Below are 20,741 nucleotides of genomic sequence, written 5' to 3' on the forward strand. Positions count from 1 at the left end.
AGGCATCATGGCCGGGTCTCTGGCGCAACCCTCGCCAGCACTACGCCTGGCGGCAGCCAGTTGGCAATGGTCTGGCACATCAGGGCAGGCCGGATCGGCTTCGAGATGAAATCGTTCATGCCGGCATCAATACAGCGCATCCGGGCTTCGGTGGTGGCGGTGGCCGTCATCGCCAATACGGGCATGCCTGCCAGCTCGGGGATGGTGCGGATGCGGCGGGTTGCTTCCAACCCATCCATTTGTGGCATTTGCAAGTCCATCAGGACGCAGTCAAAGCCGGTCTGCTGTAGCAACTGCAAGGCCTCGACGCCGTTGTTGGCGATGCTGACCGTGGCTCCGGTTTCTTCCAGCATTTCCTGCGCAATTTGTTGATTGAAGGTGTTGTCCTCAACCAGCAGGATGCGCGCCGCCCGCGCCCCGGTCGGCACTGCAGCAGCATGGCCGCCGGCCAGCAACTCGGCGGCGGCAACGTTGAGCTGGTCAAGCAGCGTAGCGGCGGGGCTGGCGGGAAGATCGAGCCGGGCCGTGAACCAGAATGTACTCCCGGCACCATATTGGCTATGAACCCCGACCTCGCCCCCCATCAGATGGGCCAGTTCCTTGCAGATTGCCAAACCGAGGCCGGTGCCGCCGTATTCCCGCGTGGTCGAGGTGTCCGCTTGCTGGAAGGAGACAAACAACCTGGCAATTTCTGCTTCGGTGAGGCCAATACCCTGGTCGCTTACTTCGAAGCGCACGAGGCAGTGGTGGGCGTCGCCGGCCACCATGCGCGCGCGGACCTCGATCCGGCCGCGTTCGCTGAACTTGATGGCATTGTTGGCATAGTTGATGAGCACCTGTCCCAGCCTGAGCGGGTCGCCAGCCAGCATGGGCGGCAAGGCGGGGTCAAGGTCGAACGCCAGCTCGAGGTTACGGCTGGCAGCCTTCTGTGCCACCACCGCCTTCAGCGTCTGCACCACGTGGTCGAGTGAAAATTCGATATGCTGGAGTTCCATCTTGCCAGCCTCGATCTTGGAAATATCGAGGATGTCGTCGATGATGCGCAGCACGTGTTCGCTGGCGAAGCGGATTTTTTCCAAGTAGTCCCGTTGGCGCGGGTCCAGCTCGGTTTTCAGGGCCAGGTAAGCCATGCCGATGACGCAGTTCAGCGGTGTGCGGATCTCGTGGCTCATATTGGACAGGAACTGCCCCTTGGCCAGGCTTGCGGCTTCGGCCAGCTGTTTGGCCTGCTGCAGCTCGTTGTTCTTGGCTTCCAGCTCTTTCTCGTGTCGCCGCTCGGCGGTGACATCGTGGTATATGGTCACAAAACCACTGACTGCACCATCTGTGCCATAGATCGGGCGGCCGATGATGTTCAGCTCTGCGCCATTCGCCATGGACCGTATGAAATTATGCGGCTGGAATTTCAGGCAAAGTTCGACCCGGGCGGCCACCAGCTCGTCAATGGCGCCGGGCCCGTAATCGCCGCGCAAGGCAATGTAACGGAACACTTCTGCCATGGTGACGCCAGGATGCATTACGTCGTCCGGAAATCGTTGCACCTGGCAAAAGGCCGGATTCCAGAACCGGATCGTCAAATCGCGATCGACAATGGTAACTCCGACCGGCATGTACTCCAGCGCCGCCGCCAGCCGGGGGAAATTCAACCTGATGAATTCTTCACTCTGAACTGTCGGTTCCATCGTTCACTCACCCCGTAGCCAGCTCTGCCATCCAGCAACAGTGTACCCTGCTGTGGCGGTATTGCGCTCATCGGCGTGAGCTAGCCCGGTTAAGGCTGGACGATTACTGACTCGGCAAAGTACTGCGTATCGCCAAAGCACGAAGTCGGGATTCCCTTATGCTGGGCATAATGCACCACCACGCGCTTGCCCGTCGCGGCCGATAGCTGCGCTGCCAGGGCCTCATCCCGGACCGTAAATTCGAACTTCTCGGGAATCGCACCGGGCATCGAAGTCAATAGCATTTCTGCCTCGACAGTCTTGCAAATCCATCCGCGCGTGGACACCTTCTGCAAGTACCCGGCACGCTCACCTTCCGAATACGAATAGCTCAACGCTAGCCACACATAAGCTGCAAACAGCAGCGCCACGGCGGCCAGCAGGCCGCCAACAATCACCAACACACGGCTCATCAAGACTCCTGGGGATTCAATTTCTTATATTTGAGGGAAGACCACAACGAAACACCAATAAACGCCACCCCGGACAGGCCTGTGAACCATTCCGGAATGTGATACTTCACGCTGGCAAACATGATCAGGGCCAGGATGCCGATCGCATAGTGCGCCCCATGTTCCAGGTAAATGAATTCGTCCAGCGTGCCCTTGTGCACCAGGTAGACCGTCAGCGAACGCACATACATGGCGCCGATCGCCAGGCCCAGCATGATGATCACCACATCGCTGGTGATGGCAAAGGCGCCGATCACGCCGTCGAAGGAGAAGGAGGCGTCCAGTACTTCCAGGTAGAGGAAGCCGCCCAGGCTGCCGCCTGCGACCACCTTGCCGGTCTCGTCGTGCCCCTCTTTTTCCAGTATGTTGCTGAGCCAGCCCACGCCGACGTAGATGGCGGTGCCGATCACGCCGGCATACAGGACGGAGTAGCGCTTGGCTTCCGGCACCATTTGCACGCACAGCACAATGGCCATCAGGGTCAGCAGCACGGCCAGGCTCTCGGTACCGTATTTGCCGACTTTTTCTTCGAACCAGTGGATCCAGTGCACATCCTTTTCTTCGTCGAACAGGAAGTTCAGGAACACCAAAAGCAGGAAGGCGCCGCCGAAGGCCGCCACTTCTTCATGCACGCTCATCAGGTGGCGCGAATATTCCTGCGGCGTGGTGGTTGCCATATTCCAGACCTCGAACATGTCGAGGCCGGTCGCCACCGCCACGATCGCCAGCGGAAAGACCAGGCGCATGCCGAACACGGCCACCAGGATACCGACTGTCAGGAACAGCTTCTGCCAGAAGTCATTCCAATCCTTCAGCACGGAGGCGTTGACCACTGCATTGTCGAAGGAAAGGGAAACTTCCATCACGCCCAGCACACCGGTGATCCACAGCGCCGTCAATGCCGCGCCCCAGCCGCCATGGTTGTAGCCCCACCAGCCCGCCAGCCCCATCAAAACGATGGTGACGATAATCGAAATCCGGAAATGCTTCATTTTGCTTGCTATTAATATTGTTAGTGCGCCGATTATAATGGGGGATTGCACCTTAGGACGCTATAAATGGATCTCGCTTACCTGCTGACGCCTCTTTTAACCTGGATTACTGTCGGTCCGATCAAATTCCTGATTAACAGTATCAAAGCCCGCAAATGGGCATTCAACCTGGTCGGTAATGGCGGCTTCCCGTCCAACCACAGTGCCGTGGTCTCGAGCATGGCCACCCTGATTGCCCTGCGCGAAGGCATGAACCACCCGGCCTTTGGCGTTGCCGTCGCCCTGTGCTTCATCGTGATCATCGACGCCAACAGCCTGCGCCAGCACGTCGGCCGCCAGGCAGCGGCGATCAACCGCCTGGCCAAGGATGCCACGGACCACAAATGGCTGCGCGAACGGATGGGCCATACCGTGATCGAGATCACCGGCGGCCTGGCGACCGGCATCGCCATGGGCCACATCGTTTTCGCCCTGTTCCCCCGCGTATAACCCCTCCAGCCAGCCCCGGGATTGCTACACTAATGTAGCAATCCGTCTCTGCCGTTCAGTCACCATTTTTGCGGTTCATCCGCGAATCCTGCAGTCCAGCCCTAAAAAGCCGCAGTCTGGCCCGCGGTGAATTGACACTCCCCCTCTGTAAAAGGATACTTTTGCACGCTGCAGAAGTATGCATTCCATATTCAAATAAGCCGTCCACCAAACTGGAGATTCACATGTTGCGTAAAACCCTATTAGCTCTCGCCGTTGCATCCGCGCTGGTCGCTTGCGGCAAGTCCGACAAGGCGCCGGAAGCCGGCAAGGCCAGCGCCTCGGCGACTGCCGACGCGAAAGGCAAGGGCGATGACAAGAAGCTTGCAACGCTGCAGGTTGCATCTGAAGATCTGGTGACGGTGGAAAGCAATGCTCTGTCTTCCGGCCCGGTGATCACCGGCTCGATCCAGCCTGAACGCAAGGCCGACCTGCGCGCCGAAGTCGGCGCCGTCGTCATGCAAGTGCTGAAAGAGAACGGCGAAGCGGTCAAGAAGGGCGACCTGCTGGTGCGCCTGGACGATACCGCGCTGCGCGACAACCTGGCGTCGGCCCAGGAAGCGGTGCGTGCCTCGACCCAGTCGATGGACCAGGCCGAGCGCGTGCTGGCCCGCCAGAAAACCCTGAAAGCGTCCGGCATGGTGTCCTCGCAGGTGCTGGAAGATGCCGAAGTGCGACGCAACAATGCGCAGTCCGACCTGTCGGCCGCCAAGGCGCGCCTGGTCGCCGCCAACCAGCAGCTGACCCGCACCCTGGTGCGTGCGCCGTTCGACGGCATCGTCTCCGAGCGCAAGGTCTCGGCCGGCGATACGGCGCAGATCGGCAAGGAACTGGTAAAAGTGGTGGACCCGGCCTCGATGCGCTTTGAAGGCCGCGTTTCCGCCGACTCGGTGGGCGTGGTCAAGGCAGGGCAGGGCGTGGTGTTCTCCATTAACGGCTACCCCGGCCAGAACTTCCTGGGCAAGGTCAAGCGCGTCGACCCGGCCGCCAACCCGGTCACACGCCAGGTTGAAGTGCTGGTGGACTTCGCCGACAGGAACCTGCCGCGCGTAGCGGGCCTGTTCGCCGAAGGCCGCATCGAGGCCGAAACCACTTCGGCCCTGATGGTGCCGGAATCGGCCCTGGTCAAGCAAGGCGATACCACCTACGTCTGGAAGATCAAGGACAAGGCCCTGGCCAAAGCCCAGCTCCAGATGGGCGCCCGCGACGCGCGCAGCGGCAATTGGCAGGTGCAGACCGGCCTGTCCAAAGGCGATATCGTAATGCGTACCCCGGCCTCCAGCTTCCGCGATGGCCAGAAAGTCGACCTGCAGATGAACAAGGCGGTCGCTTCCGCCTCCGTGCCGGCCGGCGCTGTCAAAGGCAACTAAAAAGAAGTCCAGGGAAACCGGGGAAACTAAACCATGTTCCTTTCCAATTTCAGTATCAAGCGCCCCGTCGCCATGATCGTGTTGATCGTGGCGATGATGGCCATGGGCCTGCTGGCCCTGTCCAAGCTGCGCGTCAACCAGAATCCGGACGTCGAGATTCCGCTGTTGATCGTCAACATCCCGTATCCGGGCGCTTCGCCGGAGACGGTCGAGCGCGAGGTGGTCAACCGCCTTGAAAAGTCGCTGCAGTCGATTGCCGGCGTGACCGACCTGTACTCGACCTCGCGCGAGGGCAGCGCCACCATCGAAATGCGCTTCACGTTCGAGAAGAACCTGATCGAAGCGTCCGACGAGGTGCGCAATGCCATCGCCGCGGTGCGCTACAAGCTGCCGACCGAGATGCGCGAGCCGATGATCCAGCGTATCGACACTTCGGCCGACCCGATCATGCAGATGTCGCTGTCGTCCAAGACACAGTCGCACGCCGTGCTGTCGCGCCTGGCCGAGGACAAGCTGGCTGACCGCTACCGGGCGCTGGATGGCGTGGCCGTGGTCAACGTCAACGGTTCGCTGCGGCGCGAGCTGTCGGTGCTGCTGCGTGCCGACAAGCTGCGCGAATTCAACGTCTCGGTGGCCGAAGTGGCCAACGCGGTGCGCATGCAAAACACCAATGCCCCGGTGGGCAAGGTGCGCGGCGACCTGGAAGAGAAGGCGATCCGCCTGGTGGGCCGCATCGAGCGTCCGGAGGAATTCAAGGACATCGTGGTCAAGCGCAACGGCGACCAGTTGATCCGCCTGGGCCAGGTGGCAACCATTGAAGACGGCTTTGCCGAGATCAATAATGTCAGCCTGCGTTCCGGCAAGCCGAACGTCGGCCTGGCAGTGATCCGCGCCCGCGACGCTTCCACCGTGTCGGTGGCCAAGGCGGTGCGCAAGCTGACCGACGACATCAACAAGGAGTTCAAGGAAGAAGGCCAGGGCACCTCGCTGGAAGTGACCCGCGACGGCGGCGAAGACGCGCAGGATTCCCTGAACAACGTGATCGAGGCGCTGGTGTTCGGCGCCGTGCTGACCATCTTCGTGGTGTACGCCTTCCTGAACTCCTGGCGCTCGACCCTGATTACCGCATTGTCGCTGCCGACCTCCGTAATCGCGGCCTTCATCGCGGTCTGGCTGTGCGGCTTCACACTGAACTTCATGACGCTGCTCGGCCTGTCGCTGGCGATCGGCGTGCTGATCGACGACGCCATCGTGGTGCGCGAAAACATCGTGCGCCATATGCAGAACGGTTCCGACCGCCGCAAGGCGGCGCTGGAAGGCACGGCCGAAATCGGCCTGGCCGTGGCCGCGACCACCTTCTCCATCATGGCGGTGTTCATCCCGGTCGCCTTCATGGGTGGCATGCCGGGCGAATGGTTCCGTCCCTTCGCACTGACCGTGACCTGCTCGGTGGCCGTATCGCTGTTCATCTCCTTCACCCTGGATCCGATGCTGTCGGCTTATTGGGGCGACCCGGCCGACCACCACAGCGCGCCGAAGAAGGGCATCGGCAAGGTGCTGGACAAGTTCAACCACTGGTTCGACCACCAGGCCGACCGCTACGGCAAAGTGATCGCCTGGGCCCTGCACCACCGCCGCTGGATGGCCGTGATTGCCGTGGCCAGTTTCATTGGCGCGCTGGTCTTGCAGGCAACCGTCGGCGGTTCCAGCTTCCTGCCGAAAGTGGACTTCGGCACCATCGCGATCGAAGTGCGTACGCCTTCCTCGTCGAGCCTGGAGTACACCAGGACCAAGATGGACAAGGCCGCGCAGATTGCCCACACCATCAAGGAGGTGAAGGCGACCAGCACCTACGTCAACCTGTCGGGCGGCCGTATCTGGGTCGACATCGGCAAGCGCGGCGAGCGCAAACGCGATGCGACCGAAATCGGCGTCGAACTGCGCCAGAAGCTGGCCGGCCTGGTGGGCGGCGAGTTCGTGGTGCTGGAAGACATCAACAACGGCGCCCGCAAGCCGGTGCAGATCGACTTCGTCGGCCCGGACTCGCGCAAGCTGATGGAGATCACCAACCAGTACATGGAGAAGCTGCGCCAGGTCAAGGGCGCGGTCGATGTCGGCCTGTCCGAGCAGGACCCGAAGGACGAGCTGCAAATTGAACTGAACCGCGGCCTGGCCAACTCGATGGGCATTTCCGCCGGCGATGCGGCACAGTCGCTGCGTGTGGCCTTCGCCGGTATCGAAGTGGGCGACTGGGTCGACCCGACCGGCGAGACGCGTGACGTGGCCGTGCGCCTGCACCCGGAAGACCGGGTCAGCCCGGACAATATCGAACGCCTGCCGATCGCCGTCACCGGCACCAACCAGATGGTGCCGCTGGACCAGATCGCCAAGATCACCATGGGCAAAGGCCCGGCCACCATCCGCCACAAGAACGGCAAGCGCATGGTGTCGGTCTCGGCCAACGTGGAAGGCCGCTCCAATGGCGAAGTGATTGAAGAAGCCAGGAAGCTGGCAGCGCAAATGGACTACCCGCCTGGCTTCGGCATGGACGTTGGCGGCTCCGGCAAGGACCAGGAGGAAGTGTTCGGCGCCATGGCCATCTCCCTGTTTGCTGGCATTGGCCTGATGTACCTGGTGCTGGTGATGCAGTTTGGTTCATTCACGGCGCCATTGCCGGTGATGCTGTCCTTGCCGCTGTCGCTGATTGGCGTGGTGCTGGGCCTGCTGCTGACCGGTGGCACCTTGAACCTGATGAGCTTTATCGGGGTCATCATGCTGATGGGCCTGGTGGCCAAGAACGCCATCCTGCTGCTCGACGCTGCGCGCAAGCGCGAGGAAGAGGGCTATGGGCGCGAAGATGCGCTGATGTATGCGGGCCGCATGCGACTGCGCCCGATCCTGATGACGACCTTCGCCCTGATCGCCGGCATGATGCCGGTGGCGATCGGCATGGGCGACGGCGGGGAGTTCTACCGTCCGATGGCGGTGGCCATTATTGGCGGGACCATCACCTCGACCCTGCTGACCCTGCTGGTGGTGCCAACTTTCTACGACAGCATCGAGATCAAGAAGGACAGCATGATCGCCAAGTTCCACGCCCGTTCCGCGCGTTGGAACAGCGCCGTTGCCATCCTGATGACCTATGTGGAATTCCTCTTGTTCCTGACGCTGGTCCGTTTGGTTTACCGTCTGCTCAAGAAGCTGTTCAGCCTGGTTACCGGCCGCGGCCGCCAGCCAAAGATGGCTTGAGTCCGACAGGATCAAGGAAGGGCCCCCGGGCCCTTTTTTGTTACTTCACAAATTAACAAAAAGTTAATCAATGTTCTTATCCAACTTCAGTGTGAAACGGCCGGTCGCCATGATCGTGCTGATCGTGGCAATGATGGCGATGGGCTTGCTGGCCCTGTCCAAGTTGCGCGTCAACCAGAATCCGGATGTCGAAATCCCGATGCTGTTTATTAACATCCCGTATCCGGGCGCCTCGCCGGAAACGGTGGAACGCGAAGTGGTCAACCGCCTGGAAAAATCGCTGCAGTCGGTTGCCGGCGTCACCCAGATCGAGTCCGCTTCGCGTGAAGGCAGCGCCACTTTCGAAATCGAGTTCGCCTTCGACAAGAACCTGATCGAAGCTTCCGACGAGATGCGCAATGCCATCGCCGCTGTGCGCTACAAGCTGCCGACCGAGATGCGCGAACCGATGATCCAGCGCTTCGACACCAGCCAGGAACCGGTGATGCAGCTGTCGCTATCGTCCAAAACCCAGTCGCACGCCGCGATTTCGCGCATGGCGGAAGACAAGCTGGCCGACCGCTATCGCGGTCTGGACGGCGTGGCGGTGGTCAACGTCAATGGCGCCCTGCGTCGCGAACTGTCGGTGCTGCTGCGCGCCGACAAGCTGCGCGAATTCAATGTCTCGGTGGCCGAAGTGGCTAATGCGCTGCGCATGCAGAACACCAATGCACCGGTGGGCAAGGTGCGCGGCGAGCTGGAAGAGCAGGCGATCCGCCTGGTCGGCCGCATCGAGCGTCCGGAAGAATTCAAGGACGTGGTGGTCAAGCGTAGCGGCGACCAGCTGATCCGCCTGGGGCAGGTCGCCACCATCGAAGATGGCTTTGCCGAAGTCAATAACGTCAGCCTGCGCTCGAATATGGACAACGTCGGCCTGAGCATCTTGCGCGCACGCGATGCTTCGGCGGTATCGGTAGCCAAGAAGATCCGCGAGCTGACCGAAGTCATCAACAAGGAACTGGAAGCCGAAGGACTGGGCACCAGGCTGGAAGTCACGCGTGACGGCGGCGAGCAGGCGCAGCGCTCACTGAACAATGTCATCGAAGCGCTGGTGTTCGGCGCCGTGCTGACCATCTTCGTGGTGTACGCCTTCCTGAATTCCTGGCGCTCGACACTGATTACCGCATTGTCGCTGCCGACCTCCGTGATCGCGGCCTTCATCGCGGTCTGGCTATGCGGCTTCACGCTGAACTTCATGACGCTGCTCGGCCTGTCGCTGGCAATCGGCGTACTGATTGACGACGCCATCGTGGTGCGCGAAAACATCGTGCGCCATATGCAAAACGGCTCCGACCGCCGCACGGCGGCCCTGAACGGCACGGCGGAAATCGGCCTGGCCGTGGCGGCCACCACTTTCTCGATCATGGCCGTGTTCATTCCGGTGGCCTTCATGTCGGGCATGGCTGGCCAGTGGTTCCGCCCCTTCGCGCTGACCGTGACCTGCTCGGTGGCGGTATCGCTGTTCATTTCCTTTACGCTGGACCCGATGCTGTCGGCCTTCTGGGGCGATCCGCCGGGCCACCACGATGCGCCGAAAAAGGGCATCGGCAAGATGCTGGACCGGTTTAACCACTGGTTCGACCACCAGGCCGACCGCTACGGCAAAGTGATCGCGTGGGCGCTGCATCACCGCCGCTGGATGGCCGTGATTGCGTTTGCCTCCTTCGTCGGCGCCATCGTGCTGCAGGCGACCATGGGCGGCTCCAGCTTCCTGCCGAAGCAGGATATCGGCATGATCAAGGTCGAAGTGCGTACCCCGTCCTCCTCCAGCCTGGCTTACACCCGCAGCAAGATGTCCAAAGTGTCCGAGATCGCGCTGGGCGTGAAGGATGTGAAGGCCACCAATGTGTATGTCAACCTGTCCGGCGGCTCGATCTATGTGGACATTGGCAAGCGCAGCGAGCGTAAGCGCAATGCGCAGGACATCGGCAGCGAACTGCGCCAGAAATTGTCCGGTATGGTGGGCGGCGAGTTCACCGTGATCGATGACTTCTCCAATAATGGCCGCAAGCCGGTGCAGATCGACTTCGTCGGACCCGACTCGCGCAAGCTGATGGAGATTACCAACCAGTTCATGGAAAAGCTGCGCCAGGTGCCTGGCGCGGTGGACGTCGGCCTGTCCGAACAGGATCCGAAAGCCGAACTGCAGATCGAACTGAATCGCGGCCTGGCCAACTCCATGGGCATTTCCGCCGGTGACGCGGCGCAATCGCTGCGCGTGGCCTTCGCCGGTATCGAAGTAGGCGACTGGGTCGACCCGACCGGCGAAACCCGCGACGTGGCCGTGCGCCTGCATCCGCTGGACCGCCTCAGCCTGGAAAACATCGAGCGCCTGCCAATCAGCGTGCCGGGCACCGGCCAGATGGTGCCGCTGGACCAGATCGCCCGCATCACCATGGGCAAGGGCCCCGCTGCCATCCGCCACCTGAACGGCATGCGCACGATTTCCGTGAGTGCCAATGTGGAAGGCCGCTCGGCCGGTGAAGTCAACAAGGATGCCAAGAAGATCGCCGAGGAAATGAGCTACCCGCCAGGCTTCGGCATGGACGTCGGCGGCGCCGGCAAGGACCAGAACGAAGTGTTCGGCGCCATGGGCATTGCCCTGTTGTCGGGCATCGGCCTGATGTACCTGGTGCTGGTGATGCAGTTCGGTTCCTTCACGGCACCGGGCGCAGTGATGCTGTCGCTGCCGCTGTCGCTGATCGGCGTGGTGGTGGGCCTGCTGATCACCGGCAGTACGCTGAACCTGATGTCGCTGATCGGGGTGATCATGCTGATGGGCCTGGTGGCCAAGAACGCCATCCTGCTGCTCGATGCCGCCCGCAAGCAGGAAGAGGAGGGCGTCGGCCGCGAAGAAGCCTTGATGAACGCCGGCCGCATGCGCCTGCGCCCGATCCTGATGACGACCTTCGCCCTGATCGCCGGCATGATGCCGGTGGCCATCGGCTGGGGCGACGGCGGGCAGTTCTATGCGCCGATGGCGGTGGCGATCATTGGCGGCACCATCACTTCAACCTTGCTGACCCTGCTGGTCGTACCGACCTTCTACGACAGCATCGAGATTGCCAAGGACCGCATGATCGCCAAGTTCCATCGCCGTGATGAACGTTGGGGATCGGCACTGGCCTTCGGCCTGACCTTCGTCGAAGCGATCCTGGCCCTAATATTCGTGCGCCTTGCTTTCCGACTGGTAATGAAGGTGGTGGGGCTTGTAACTGGGAAGCGACAATCGGTCACTGCCTGATGCAAGCTTTTCGCTGGGGAAAGGGCCTTCGGGCCCTTCTTTATTAAACTATTTTCAATTAAAAAGCACCGTCGTACGGTTTTAGTGTAGACTGCGGTGCCCTCGCGCATTTCTTATGACGCAAGGTTAAACATATATCAATAACGAACAGCCGAGACCTACCTTGAACCCAAAATACCTCTCCCTGATGGTTGCCGCCGCCCTGTCGGCCGCCGCAATGAACGCTAACGCATCCGGTTACCGCTTCGGTTCCCAGTCCGTGTCCAGCCAGGGCACTGCGGAAGCCAACACCGCTGAAGCCGCCGACGCTTCGACCATTTTCGCCAATCCAGCCGGCCTGTCCCGCCTGGAAGGTACCCAATTCTCCGGCGGCATCACCGCCGTTGTACCGCACTCGACCTATGACGACCAGGGTTCGCAGCGCTACGGCAACGTCGGTTCGACCGGCGGTGCAGCGCACCAGGATGAATACGCCCCGAACGCGGTGGCAGCTCCTTCCCTGTACATCTCCCACAAGCTGAACGACCAATGGGCCATCGGCTTCGGCACCTTCGTGCCTTACGGCGCCAAGCTGGACTATGACAGCAACTGGGCCGGCCGCTATGCGCTGACCAACATCGACCTGAAGTCGGTCACCCTGAACCCATCCGTATCGTTCAAGCTGAACGAGCGCCACTCCTTCGGCTTCGGTATCGATGCCGAGTTCATGAAGGCCAAGCTGGGCCAGGGCGTTGACGTGCCTGGCTCCATTATGTACTTGAACGCCAATGCGTCGAACCCTGCGATTGCTGCGCGCCGCGCCGCGCTGCTGCAGGAAATTGCCCGTCATGGAGGCAACCCAGCAGCCGTGCTGGCCGCCAAAGATGCGCACGCCACCATGGACGGTAAGGATTGGGGCGTAGGCTTCAACCTGGGCTACATGTTCAACCTGACCAAGGACACCCGTTTCGGCCTGGCCTACCGTTCGTCTATCCACCACAAGCTGAAGGGCGACGCGGTATGGGATTTCTCCACCGTGACCACCGACCAGGTTGCCAACACCGTGCTGCAAGCTTCCTCGCGCAAGAGGAACTCGCCTGCGCTGGTTGACATCAAGACTCCGGAAACCCTGTCGGCCAACGTGTTCTCCCAGGTTGACGACAAGCTGGCTGTGATGGCTGACCTGACCTGGTCCCGTCATTCCCGCATGGAAGACCTGCACATCCAGTTCGTCGGCACCGGCGAAGGCGACGAAGTGATCCGCCAGCAATGGAAAAACACTATCCGCGGCTCGCTGGGCATGAACTACAAGCTGAACGACGCTTGGCTGCTGCGCGCCGGTGTGGCAATCGACGAGTCCCCAGTGGACAAGGCGTCCCTGCGCCACCCAGCGCTGCCTGATTCGGATCGCAAGCAGATCTCCTTCGGTGCTAACTGGAAGGTCACCGCTAACTCGTCGATCGACCTGGCGTACAGCTACCTGAAGTTCGATGACGCATCGTCCACCTACCAAAACCAGTGCAACACCCTGGCACCTGCCGGCGCCGCTTCCTGCACCGGCAACGGCGAAACCACCATCGGCACCTGGCGTACCCACATGTCCCTGATTGGCGTGGCGTACAACTACAAGTTCTAATCCTTCCCCGGGATGAACCGAGAAGCCGGCGTTCGCGCCGGCTTTTTTCATTCAGCGCTGCGTCGCTTCGCTGTCGAAGTGGAGCATGTGTTCGACGTGCACCTTGATCTCGCCATTCAGGCTGGCCAGTTCGGAGCGCAGCTCGCGCGCCGATTCGTCGCCAATGCCTTTGACCGTAATACAGTGATCGTAACAGCCTGCCCGACGCGAGATCACCCACTTCTCGATCTGAGCGTTTGAGTTTTTCAGTGTCGATTCAAGTTGTCCGGCGACCGGTTCGTTCGTCCCAAGCGAGAGATGGAACGTATGGGTCATGCGGAACTGGTTGCGCCATGCGCTGATGTCGATGGACGGGGCGTGGGAGGTATGATTTGTCATGATTTCTCCTGAGAGCTTGGCCCGATTCGGAGCAAACCATGTCGCGCCCGCTTCGTTGCCGTTAATAGGCCGCATCGCCGTAATGGCTTCCACCTTGCCCGGGAGAGGCAGGTTGGCGTCGGATAGACCGACTCTTGATGCTAAATAGCTGATGACAAAACTCGTTGAACGAATTTCGTTATACAGAACATGTGTTCAATATAGCGGAATTTGTTGGGCTCGGCAACTGGTCGCCTGAATGGTGGCCTGATCGGCAACATTTCGTGTGCTTAGGGCTTGGTCTTGGTCAAGTGGTGGTGTTTCAGGCACTTGCAGGAAGTACAGCGGTGGACCACGGCGAAATGACGCTCCAGCCCAAGCGGGTGTAGAGTGCGCGGCCATCTTCGGTTGCTACGAGCAATCGCTCATTCACGCCAGCTTCGGTGGCGAGAGCGTCGAGTGTTTGCATGACGATGCTGCCCAGGCCGCGGCGCCGATGGGGTTCTGCGGTTTCGATCTGGTCGAAGATAGCGGTTTGGCCGTGCAGCGCAATGCGTCCCGATGCGGCCAGTTCCTGGCTGTCGTGAATCACGCGCACCACCTGGGCGCCGTGCTGGCTCTCCAGGACGGCCCGGTATCCTTGGGGCATCACCGTTTCACTACGGGCTTGCGCGGGGCCCGCCATGAGGTAGCCCGGACTTTCGATATTCCAGCGCGCGGGCAGCGCTTGCCGCAAGGCCTGAGGCTCCACAGCTGCCTTGAGGAAGATATGCGGTGCGTGGATGCGATCGGCGCAGGCCTGGAGGGCTTGCCCGGCGTCGAGAAAGACGTGGCGCCGCAACTGTTCCGGCTTCCCGACTTCGACGACAAGGCCGCCGTCCGATGCAAACGGCAAGGGTACGCCGCGCGACAAGCTCCATCCTGTGAGCCAGCGCTCGATAAGTGCGAAATCTACAGTCTTCAATCAGTGCTCTCCGCCTTAGCCGTCCTATGTTGCACGGGAGTGTAGCAGCGGCGAAAGGAATGTGCTGCCTGTAGTGCAATTACATCGTCGAGAGCGGAATGTAGTTGAGTAAACACCAGGTAAGGAGCAGAATCGATTCGCTACCAAGTAGCAAAAATACATAAATCAAGAATAGGGAGACATTATGAAAGTTCGCCGTGCCCTCCGGGTGGCGATGCTGGGCTGCGCCTTGCTTGGCAGCCCGGTTGTCGACGCCGCAATCAACGCCAACAACCTCGGCGCTGCCTATGACGCCACCAAATCCAGCATTAACTTCAAGATTTACTCCGGCCGCGCCACTCGCATCGAGCTGTACCTGTATAGCGCCGCCACCGGTCAGCAGGAGAAAGCCAGGCTGCCGATGACACTCGGCACTGGCGGAATCTGGAGCCTGAACGTCACCAGCAGCCAGTTGGCCAGCTACGGCATCGCCGGCACGGTCTACTACGGCTACCGCGCCTGGGGGCCAAACTGGCCTTACAACCCAGCCTGGAGCAAAGGGACGTCGACCGGGTTTATCACCGACGTTGACGCCAGCGGCAACCGCTTCAACCCCAATAAGCTGCTGACCGATCCGTATGCGCTGGAGATCAGCCACGACCCGACCACCGCCACCATGAGCAATGGAACGATCTACGCCAGCGGTGCCCTGTACCGCAACATAGACAGCGGCAGCAGCGCGCCGAAAGGCATCGTGCTGCAAGGTGACACCCAGTCGATCGGCGTCAAGCCGACCCGCGCCTTCAAGGACGACATCGTGTATGAAGCCCATGTGCGCGGTTTGACCAGGAACGACAGCAGCATTGCAGCCGCCTACCGCGGAACGTACAAAGGCGCCGGGCTGAAAGCGCCTTACCTCGCCAGCCTGGGCGTAACCGCGGTCGAATTCCTGCCGGTGCAGGAAACCCAGAACGACACCAACGATGCCGACCCGAACTCCAATACGGGCGACAACTACTGGGGATACATGACGCTGAACTACTTCGCGCCAGATCGCCGCTACAGCTACGACAAGACCGCTGGCGGCCCGACGCGCGAGTTCAAGGAGATGGTGAAAGCCTTCCACGACAATGGCATCAAGGTGTACATCGACGTGGTCTACAACCATACAGGCGAGGGCGGCCAGTGGAATGCCGGCGACAAGACTACCTACAACATATATGGCATGCGCGGGCTGGATAACCCGACCTATTACTCGCTGACCAGCGACTTCCAGAATTCCTGGGATAACACCGGGGTGGGCGGCAACTACAACACCCGCAACACGGTTGCGCAAAACCTGATCGTCGATTCGCTGGCCTACTGGCGCGACAAGCTGGGCGTGGATGGCTTCCGCTATGACCTGGCCTCGGTACTGGGCAACACCTGCCAGCATGGCTGCTTCAACTTCGACAAAATGGACAGTGGCAACGCGCTGAACCGTATCGTGGCTGAATTGCCGGCGCGCGCGGCGACTGGAGGCAGCGGCGTAGACCATATCGCCGAACCGTGGGCGATCGGCGGCAACTCCTATCAGGTCGGAGGCTTCCCGGCCGGCTGGGCGGAATGGAACGGCATTTACCGCGACGTGATTCGCCAGGACCAGAACAAGATGGGACAGGCGGCAATCACACCGGGCACACTGGCCACACGGTTTGCAGGCTCCAGCGACTTGTACGGCGACGATGGGCGCAAGCCATGGCACTCCGTGAATTTCGTCACCGCGCATGATGGCTTCACGCTAAAGGACCTGTATAGCTGCAATTCAAAGAACAACAACCAGGCCTGGCCTTACGGGCCAAGCGATGGCGGCGAAGACAACAACAATAGCTGGGACCAGGGCGGCGTGGCGAGCGACCAGCGCAAGGCGGCGCGCAACGGCATGGCGCTGATGCTGTTGTCGGGCGGCGTGCCGATGATGGTGGGTGGCGACGAATCGCTGCGCAGCATTAACTGCAACAACAATCCCTACAACCTCGATTCGAGCGCCAACTGGCAGGGCTGGAGCTGGACTGCCGACCAGTCCAACTTCCACGCCTTCACCAAAGGCCTGGCCGCCTTCCGCAGGGCCCACCCCGCGCTGCGCCCTGCGAACTTTTACTCATCGACGGACGGCAACGGCAACGTGATGGAACAGTTGCGCTGGTTCAAGCCCGACGGCGCGGTCGCAGATGCAAGCTATTTCAACGACAGCAATAATCACGCGATTGCCTGGCGCATCGACGGCAGCGAGTTCGGCGACAGCGCTTCTTCAATCTACGTTGCCTACAACGGCTGGAGCGGCAATGTGAACTTCACGTTGCCGTGGCCGGGTACGGGCAAGAGCTGGTACCGCGTGACCGACACCTGCACCTGGGCCGAAGGCGCAGGCCAGGTCCGCACACCAGGTGCGGAAGACTTCATTGGCGGCGAAAACTACGGCTACGGCGTATGCGGTCGAGGCCTTCTACTCCTGATTGCAAAGTAGAAAAGTGAAATGTCCACCTTGGGGTCAGGAACAAAGGTGGACATTTTCTTAGCGGCTGGGCTGCTGGCCGGAGGGTGGAGTAGAAGTACCCGGCGTGGTGGCCGGGTTGTCGGCTGGTGCAGTGCTGCTGGGGGCCGTTGGCTGGCCACCTTGCGTGGCGGCAGTGCCGCCGCTGGCGCCGCTGGTTGAATTGCCGGCGCCCGTGGCAGTCGATTCCGAAAGCGCAGCTGCCGGAGCCGGTGCAGTACCGGTGCCGCCGGTATCCGGCGTGGTCTTGGTCGCGATACCGGTTGGCGGATTGGCCGGGCTTTCGGCGTTCTGTTTGCTGCAGGCCGGCAGTGCGGCTGCAAGCAAGGCGCCCAGCATCAGGGCGCCCGCGTAGCGGAAGGTTGGCATGACTGTGCCCCCGCTTTAATATGTTGGACGGCGGTCGCGCTGCATGTCTTTCTGGTCGGTCCGGTCGGGCGCAGTGGATGGCGGCTGACCGGCACCGGCAGTGCCTTGCGTACCGCTGGTTCCACTGGTGCCGGGTGTGGTGCCGGTCGCCGGCGTCGTCGTCGTGTCAGGCGGTGGTGTCGTACTGTCAGCAGGCGGCGTGGTTGGCGTGATCGGTGCGGGTTCAGGCGTAGCGGGCGGCGGCGTGGGGGCCGTGGTTTCGGGGGCGGTGACCGGTGCAGGCACCGTGTCTTCCGTACGGTTTTTGCAACCGGCGATGCCGGCGGCCAAGGCTGCGCCCAGCAACAGGGCGCCTGCTTTGCTCATGGTGTTCATCTTGAAAGCTCCTTTTATTGGGCAGCCAGCACCCGCAACAACGCCGGTACTTCGGCTGCAATTTCACGCGCCAGGTAGCCCAGCGGGCCGCAACGCAGCGCCAGTTGTTCGCCGGCCGCCCCGTGCAGCACCACGCCCCAGGCCGCAGCCTGTTCCAGCGAAGCGCCACGAGCCAGCAACCCGGCGATGAGGCCGGCCAGGGTATCCCCCGAACCGGAAATTGCCAGGCCGGCATTGCCGCCCTGGTGTTGCCACAGCTTGCCGTCCGGCGTTGCCAACACCGTGGTGGCGCCTTTCAGCGCGACCACGGCATTCCAACGGTCGGCGGCAGTTTGCGCTGCGCCATGCGGTTCATGTTCAATGCTGCCGCGCTGGCTGCCAGTCAGGCGCGCCAGTTCTCCAGCGTGCGGTGTCAGCAAAACTGGCGTGGAAAAACGGAACTGCTCCCAATCGACTGCTTCGTCCAGCAAATGGGGTTCGCCACGCGGATGAACCGCGCACATGGCGGTGGCATCGAGCAGGATCGGCATCGCGCTGAAGCGCGCCAGCAGGTGATGCACCAGTTCCACGCAACTGGCCTCATCCTGCATGCCCGGGCCGACTAGCAAGGCATCGGCCTTGCCAGCCAGTTCCGCAAGGCGGCGACCACTATCGGACTGGAAACCGTGGGCAGGAGTTTCTCCAAGGCTGATTACGCGCGCCTCGGGAATGGCCGCACCGACTTGCGGCGCGATGCTGGCGGCGGTGGCGATGGTCAGCTTGCCGGCGCCGGCACGCAAGGCGGCTTCGCCGGCCAGGATGGCAGCGCCGGGCATTTCCGCCGAGCCGGCCACCACGAGCACGTGGCCGCGTGCTTCCTTGTCGCCGTCGAAGCCGGGTTGCGGCAAGGGCCAGTCGCGCAGCAGGGCAGGACTGAGTTCGATCGGTGCGGCGTGGCTCATGGTTTGGGTGCGGCCGGGATGTCCGGCTTGTCGGTGATGGGCGTGCCGCTTTCTTTCAGCGGTGCGACGAAGTTTTCCAGTTCCAGCACCAGCTTGCCGCGCTTGCCCGCCTCGGGATCGAACTGGTAGGAGGTAACGCCGCAATTCGGTACATCGGCCGCACGGTCGATGGCCAGGATGGTTTCCTCATCCAGCCGCTCGACCAGGTAGCGGAAGCAATTCACGATGACCTGGTGGCCGATGATCAGCACGCGCTCGCGGCGGTATTCGCGGGTGATGGTGTCAAGCACGCTGCGCAGGCGCAGGATCACATCGCACCAGCTCTCGCCGCCCGGTGGGCGGAAATAGAACTTGCCGACGTGCTTGCGCTGCGCCGCCAGGTCCGGGTATTTATCGGCGATGCCCAAGGCGGTCAGCCGGTCGGTGATGCCGAATTCCTTTTCGCGCAGGCGCTCATCGGAGACAACGGCCAGCATGTCTTCAGGGCCGAGGCATTGCAGCACCGCCTGTGCGGTGGAACGCGCACGCAGGTAAGGGGAGTACAGCACGACATTAGGCTGCTGCCCGGGCGGCAGCGCGGCGAACCATTGCGCCAAGGCGTCGGCCTGACGCATGCCCAGTTCGGAAAGGGGAACATCGACATCGCGCTCGGCAATATCGATCAGCAACTCATTGGCAGCCGTGGCAGCATCGCGCGCCACGTTGCCGGCACTCTGGCCATGCCGCACGAGCCAGATCTGTTGCGGCCATTTTTGCTCCATCGCATACCTTTCGGTGGATAGCCAAAAGCTTATGGTAAGCGAAGCGATGACAGGGCGGCACACAATCCCCGCCAGCAAGATTTACGGCCGAGCCCGTGTCACCCCGTGGGGTCTGACCCCACGGGGTGACACGGGCTCGGCTGGTGCGGGCGGCTATACGCATACGGCGGCGTCCACGCCACATTGTTGTTGATGGTGCAGCCACCCAGCAGCGTTCCGTTCAGCGGCGAACCGGTGGCACTGTTTAAGCTGCCCGTTTTCGGTCGGCGGCAGGTTGTCGGTCATCGCCTTGTTCGCATAAGGCACGCCTTCGGTCATGTCGACGGTGCCAGTCACCTTGATTTTTTTGGATTGGTGCCACCGTTATTGATCGCGTTGACCAGTTGGGTGCGGTTGGCGATATATTTCTCCTTGGAGGTAAGGGGGCTGTGCTAGTTGCGTCGTGTGCGGCGGCGGCTCGCTGCCAGCGCGGCAAAGCCGCCCAGCATCAGCGGTGCGCTGCATCGCCTCAATCTCGAATCTCAACCAGCGTTTCCTTCCCATTCTCGATCGCAAGAAAAATGTCAGAGTACGGACTGATTTCGGGGAAAGTCGCGCCAGGATCGCACAGAATTTTTCCGCCAACCTCTTTCGCCAGGAAACGGGCGAACTCTACATCCGTTCTCCACCAATCGCATCCGCACAGGTAGTAGCTTGTGGAGTCCCCGTAACTCGGTTGGACAGTCAACACGTATTCCCCCGCCTTGTAGAAGCGCATGTCTTCAATACTGTCGACAGCGGTAAAGGCCCCAACAACAGATTCTATTGCGGCGATAACCGTGTCCCGTGTAGGGCCCCAAACATAAACTTCCAGATCATTCATTTTTTGGGGTAATCGTAGCGCAATGCCTCACGTGCTCTGAATGCGGCCTCGGAGTCGGGAAGTTGGGCCATCTCATCAAGAATCTGCCTTTCGATCTCGGATGTTCCTTCTCCCAGGATATAAGCCAAATGCTCCTGCCTCATTTCGGGCCACGATCGCCATTGCGCAAGAATCTGAGGGAGCAAGACCTGACTATCGACATCAAGAATGGAGCGAGCTTCGCTGCACGCGACGTCATACCAGTAATCCGCGTCAGGGAGATCAAGATGTTGTATCAGTTTATTTAGCATATCCATTTCCGTGCCCATGTCACTAGACGCCAGTCCCACCAAAAGTACCAGAAGTCGAACCGAGCAGACTCGCCCCCAGCTTGCTGACCTAGCCAACTCC

18 protein-coding genes and 1 riboswitch are annotated in these 20,741 nt (G+C 61.2%); of the genes, 6 read left to right on the forward strand and 12 right to left on the reverse strand.

Annotated elements, in window-relative coordinates; all coding sequences use genetic code 11:
• Nucleotides 1-5: 5 nt before the first annotated feature.
• From ACWBU6_RS10435 to ACWBU6_RS10445, 3 genes are all read right to left on the reverse strand, one after another.
• Nucleotides 6-1,682, reverse strand: a complete 1,677-nt coding sequence (locus ACWBU6_RS10435; protein WP_452648726.1) for a response regulator — start codon at nucleotides 1,680-1,682, stop codon at nucleotides 6-8.
• Nucleotides 1,683-1,771: 89 nt separating this feature from the next.
• Nucleotides 1,772-2,134, reverse strand: a complete 363-nt coding sequence (locus ACWBU6_RS10440) for a hypothetical protein (protein ID WP_452648727.1) — start codon at nucleotides 2,132-2,134, stop codon at nucleotides 1,772-1,774.
• Nucleotides 2,134-3,165, reverse strand: coding sequence for a DUF475 domain-containing protein (locus ACWBU6_RS10445; protein ID WP_452648728.1), 1,032 nt, complete (start codon nucleotides 3,163-3,165; stop codon nucleotides 2,134-2,136). The genes ACWBU6_RS10440 and ACWBU6_RS10445 overlap by 1 nt, the downstream gene beginning before the upstream one ends.
• 66 nt (nucleotides 3,166-3,231) lie before the next feature.
• Between ACWBU6_RS10445 and ACWBU6_RS10450 the strand changes: the two genes are divergently transcribed.
• From ACWBU6_RS10450 to ACWBU6_RS10470, 5 genes are all read left to right on the forward strand, one after another.
• Nucleotides 3,232-3,654, forward strand: a complete 423-nt coding sequence (locus ACWBU6_RS10450) for a divergent PAP2 family protein (RefSeq protein WP_452648729.1) — start codon at nucleotides 3,232-3,234, stop codon at nucleotides 3,652-3,654.
• A 224-nt stretch (nucleotides 3,655-3,878) separates the two neighbouring features.
• Complete coding sequence (locus ACWBU6_RS10455; RefSeq protein ID WP_452648730.1) at nucleotides 3,879-5,063, forward strand: efflux RND transporter periplasmic adaptor subunit; 1,185 nt, start codon at nucleotides 3,879-3,881, stop codon at nucleotides 5,061-5,063.
• Nucleotides 5,064-5,096: 33 nt separating this feature from the next.
• Entirely contained in the window at nucleotides 5,097-8,312 is a 3,216-nt protein-coding gene (locus ACWBU6_RS10460) for an efflux RND transporter permease subunit (RefSeq protein WP_452648731.1), read from the forward strand.
• 70 nt (nucleotides 8,313-8,382) lie between these two features.
• Nucleotides 8,383-11,595, forward strand: coding sequence for an efflux RND transporter permease subunit (locus ACWBU6_RS10465; protein WP_452648732.1), 3,213 nt, complete (start codon nucleotides 8,383-8,385; stop codon nucleotides 11,593-11,595).
• A 163-nt stretch (nucleotides 11,596-11,758) separates the two neighbouring features.
• Nucleotides 11,759-13,210, forward strand: a complete 1,452-nt coding sequence (locus ACWBU6_RS10470; RefSeq protein WP_452648733.1) for an OmpP1/FadL family transporter — start codon at nucleotides 11,759-11,761, stop codon at nucleotides 13,208-13,210.
• Nucleotides 13,211-13,261: 51 nt separating this feature from the next.
• Here the strand turns inward: ACWBU6_RS10470 and ACWBU6_RS10475 are convergent, their stop codons facing one another.
• Entirely contained in the window at nucleotides 13,262-13,588 is a 327-nt protein-coding gene (locus tag ACWBU6_RS10475; RefSeq protein ID WP_452648734.1) for a hypothetical protein, read from the reverse strand.
• Between the two features lie 41 nt (nucleotides 13,589-13,629).
• Nucleotides 13,630-13,734: riboswitch (SAM-I-IV-variant riboswitch) on the reverse strand.
• A 155-nt stretch (nucleotides 13,735-13,889) separates the two neighbouring features.
• Complete coding sequence (locus ACWBU6_RS10480; protein ID WP_452648735.1) at nucleotides 13,890-14,531, reverse strand: GNAT family N-acetyltransferase; 642 nt, start codon at nucleotides 14,529-14,531, stop codon at nucleotides 13,890-13,892.
• A gap of 184 nt (nucleotides 14,532-14,715) precedes the next feature.
• Here ACWBU6_RS10480 and ACWBU6_RS10485 point away from each other — a divergent pair, with 184 nt between their 5' ends.
• Complete coding sequence (locus ACWBU6_RS10485; RefSeq protein ID WP_452648736.1) at nucleotides 14,716-17,016, forward strand: glycogen debranching protein; 2,301 nt, start codon at nucleotides 14,716-14,718, stop codon at nucleotides 17,014-17,016.
• A gap of 48 nt (nucleotides 17,017-17,064) precedes the next feature.
• Here ACWBU6_RS10485 and ACWBU6_RS10490 read toward each other — a convergent pair whose 3' ends face one another.
• The 7 genes from ACWBU6_RS10490 to ACWBU6_RS10520 form a co-directional block, all read right to left on the reverse strand.
• Nucleotides 17,065-17,412: a hypothetical protein gene (locus ACWBU6_RS10490; RefSeq protein WP_452648737.1), complete on the reverse strand. Its 348-nt coding sequence runs from the start codon at nucleotides 17,410-17,412 to the stop codon at nucleotides 17,065-17,067.
• A 15-nt stretch (nucleotides 17,413-17,427) separates the two neighbouring features.
• On the reverse strand, nucleotides 17,428-17,787 hold the full coding sequence (locus ACWBU6_RS10495) for a hypothetical protein (protein WP_452648738.1): 360 nt from the start codon (nucleotides 17,785-17,787) through the stop codon (nucleotides 17,428-17,430).
• 14 nt (nucleotides 17,788-17,801) lie between these two features.
• A complete protein-coding gene (locus ACWBU6_RS10500; protein ID WP_452648739.1) occupies nucleotides 17,802-18,728 on the reverse strand; it encodes an NAD(P)H-hydrate dehydratase in 927 nt (308 codons plus the stop codon).
• The gene (locus ACWBU6_RS10505) at nucleotides 18,725-19,489 is read right to left on the reverse strand and encodes a histidine phosphatase family protein (protein WP_452648740.1); all 765 of its coding nucleotides are present in this window, start codon (nucleotides 19,487-19,489) and stop codon (nucleotides 18,725-18,727) included. The genes ACWBU6_RS10500 and ACWBU6_RS10505 overlap by 4 nt, the downstream gene beginning before the upstream one ends.
• Nucleotides 19,490-19,642: 153 nt before the next feature.
• Nucleotides 19,643-19,825, reverse strand: coding sequence for a hypothetical protein (locus ACWBU6_RS10510; protein WP_452648741.1), 183 nt, complete (start codon nucleotides 19,823-19,825; stop codon nucleotides 19,643-19,645).
• 172 nt (nucleotides 19,826-19,997) lie between these two features.
• Nucleotides 19,998-20,351, reverse strand: a complete 354-nt coding sequence (locus ACWBU6_RS10515) for a hypothetical protein (RefSeq protein WP_452648742.1) — start codon at nucleotides 20,349-20,351, stop codon at nucleotides 19,998-20,000.
• Nucleotides 20,348-20,641 (reverse strand): hypothetical protein, encoded by a 294-nt coding sequence (locus ACWBU6_RS10520; protein WP_452648743.1) that lies wholly within the window; start codon nucleotides 20,639-20,641, stop codon nucleotides 20,348-20,350. The genes ACWBU6_RS10515 and ACWBU6_RS10520 overlap by 4 nt, the downstream gene beginning before the upstream one ends.
• Nucleotides 20,642-20,741: the final 100 nt, after the last annotated feature.

The organism is Pseudoduganella sp. HUAS MS19 (assembly GCF_053615455.1).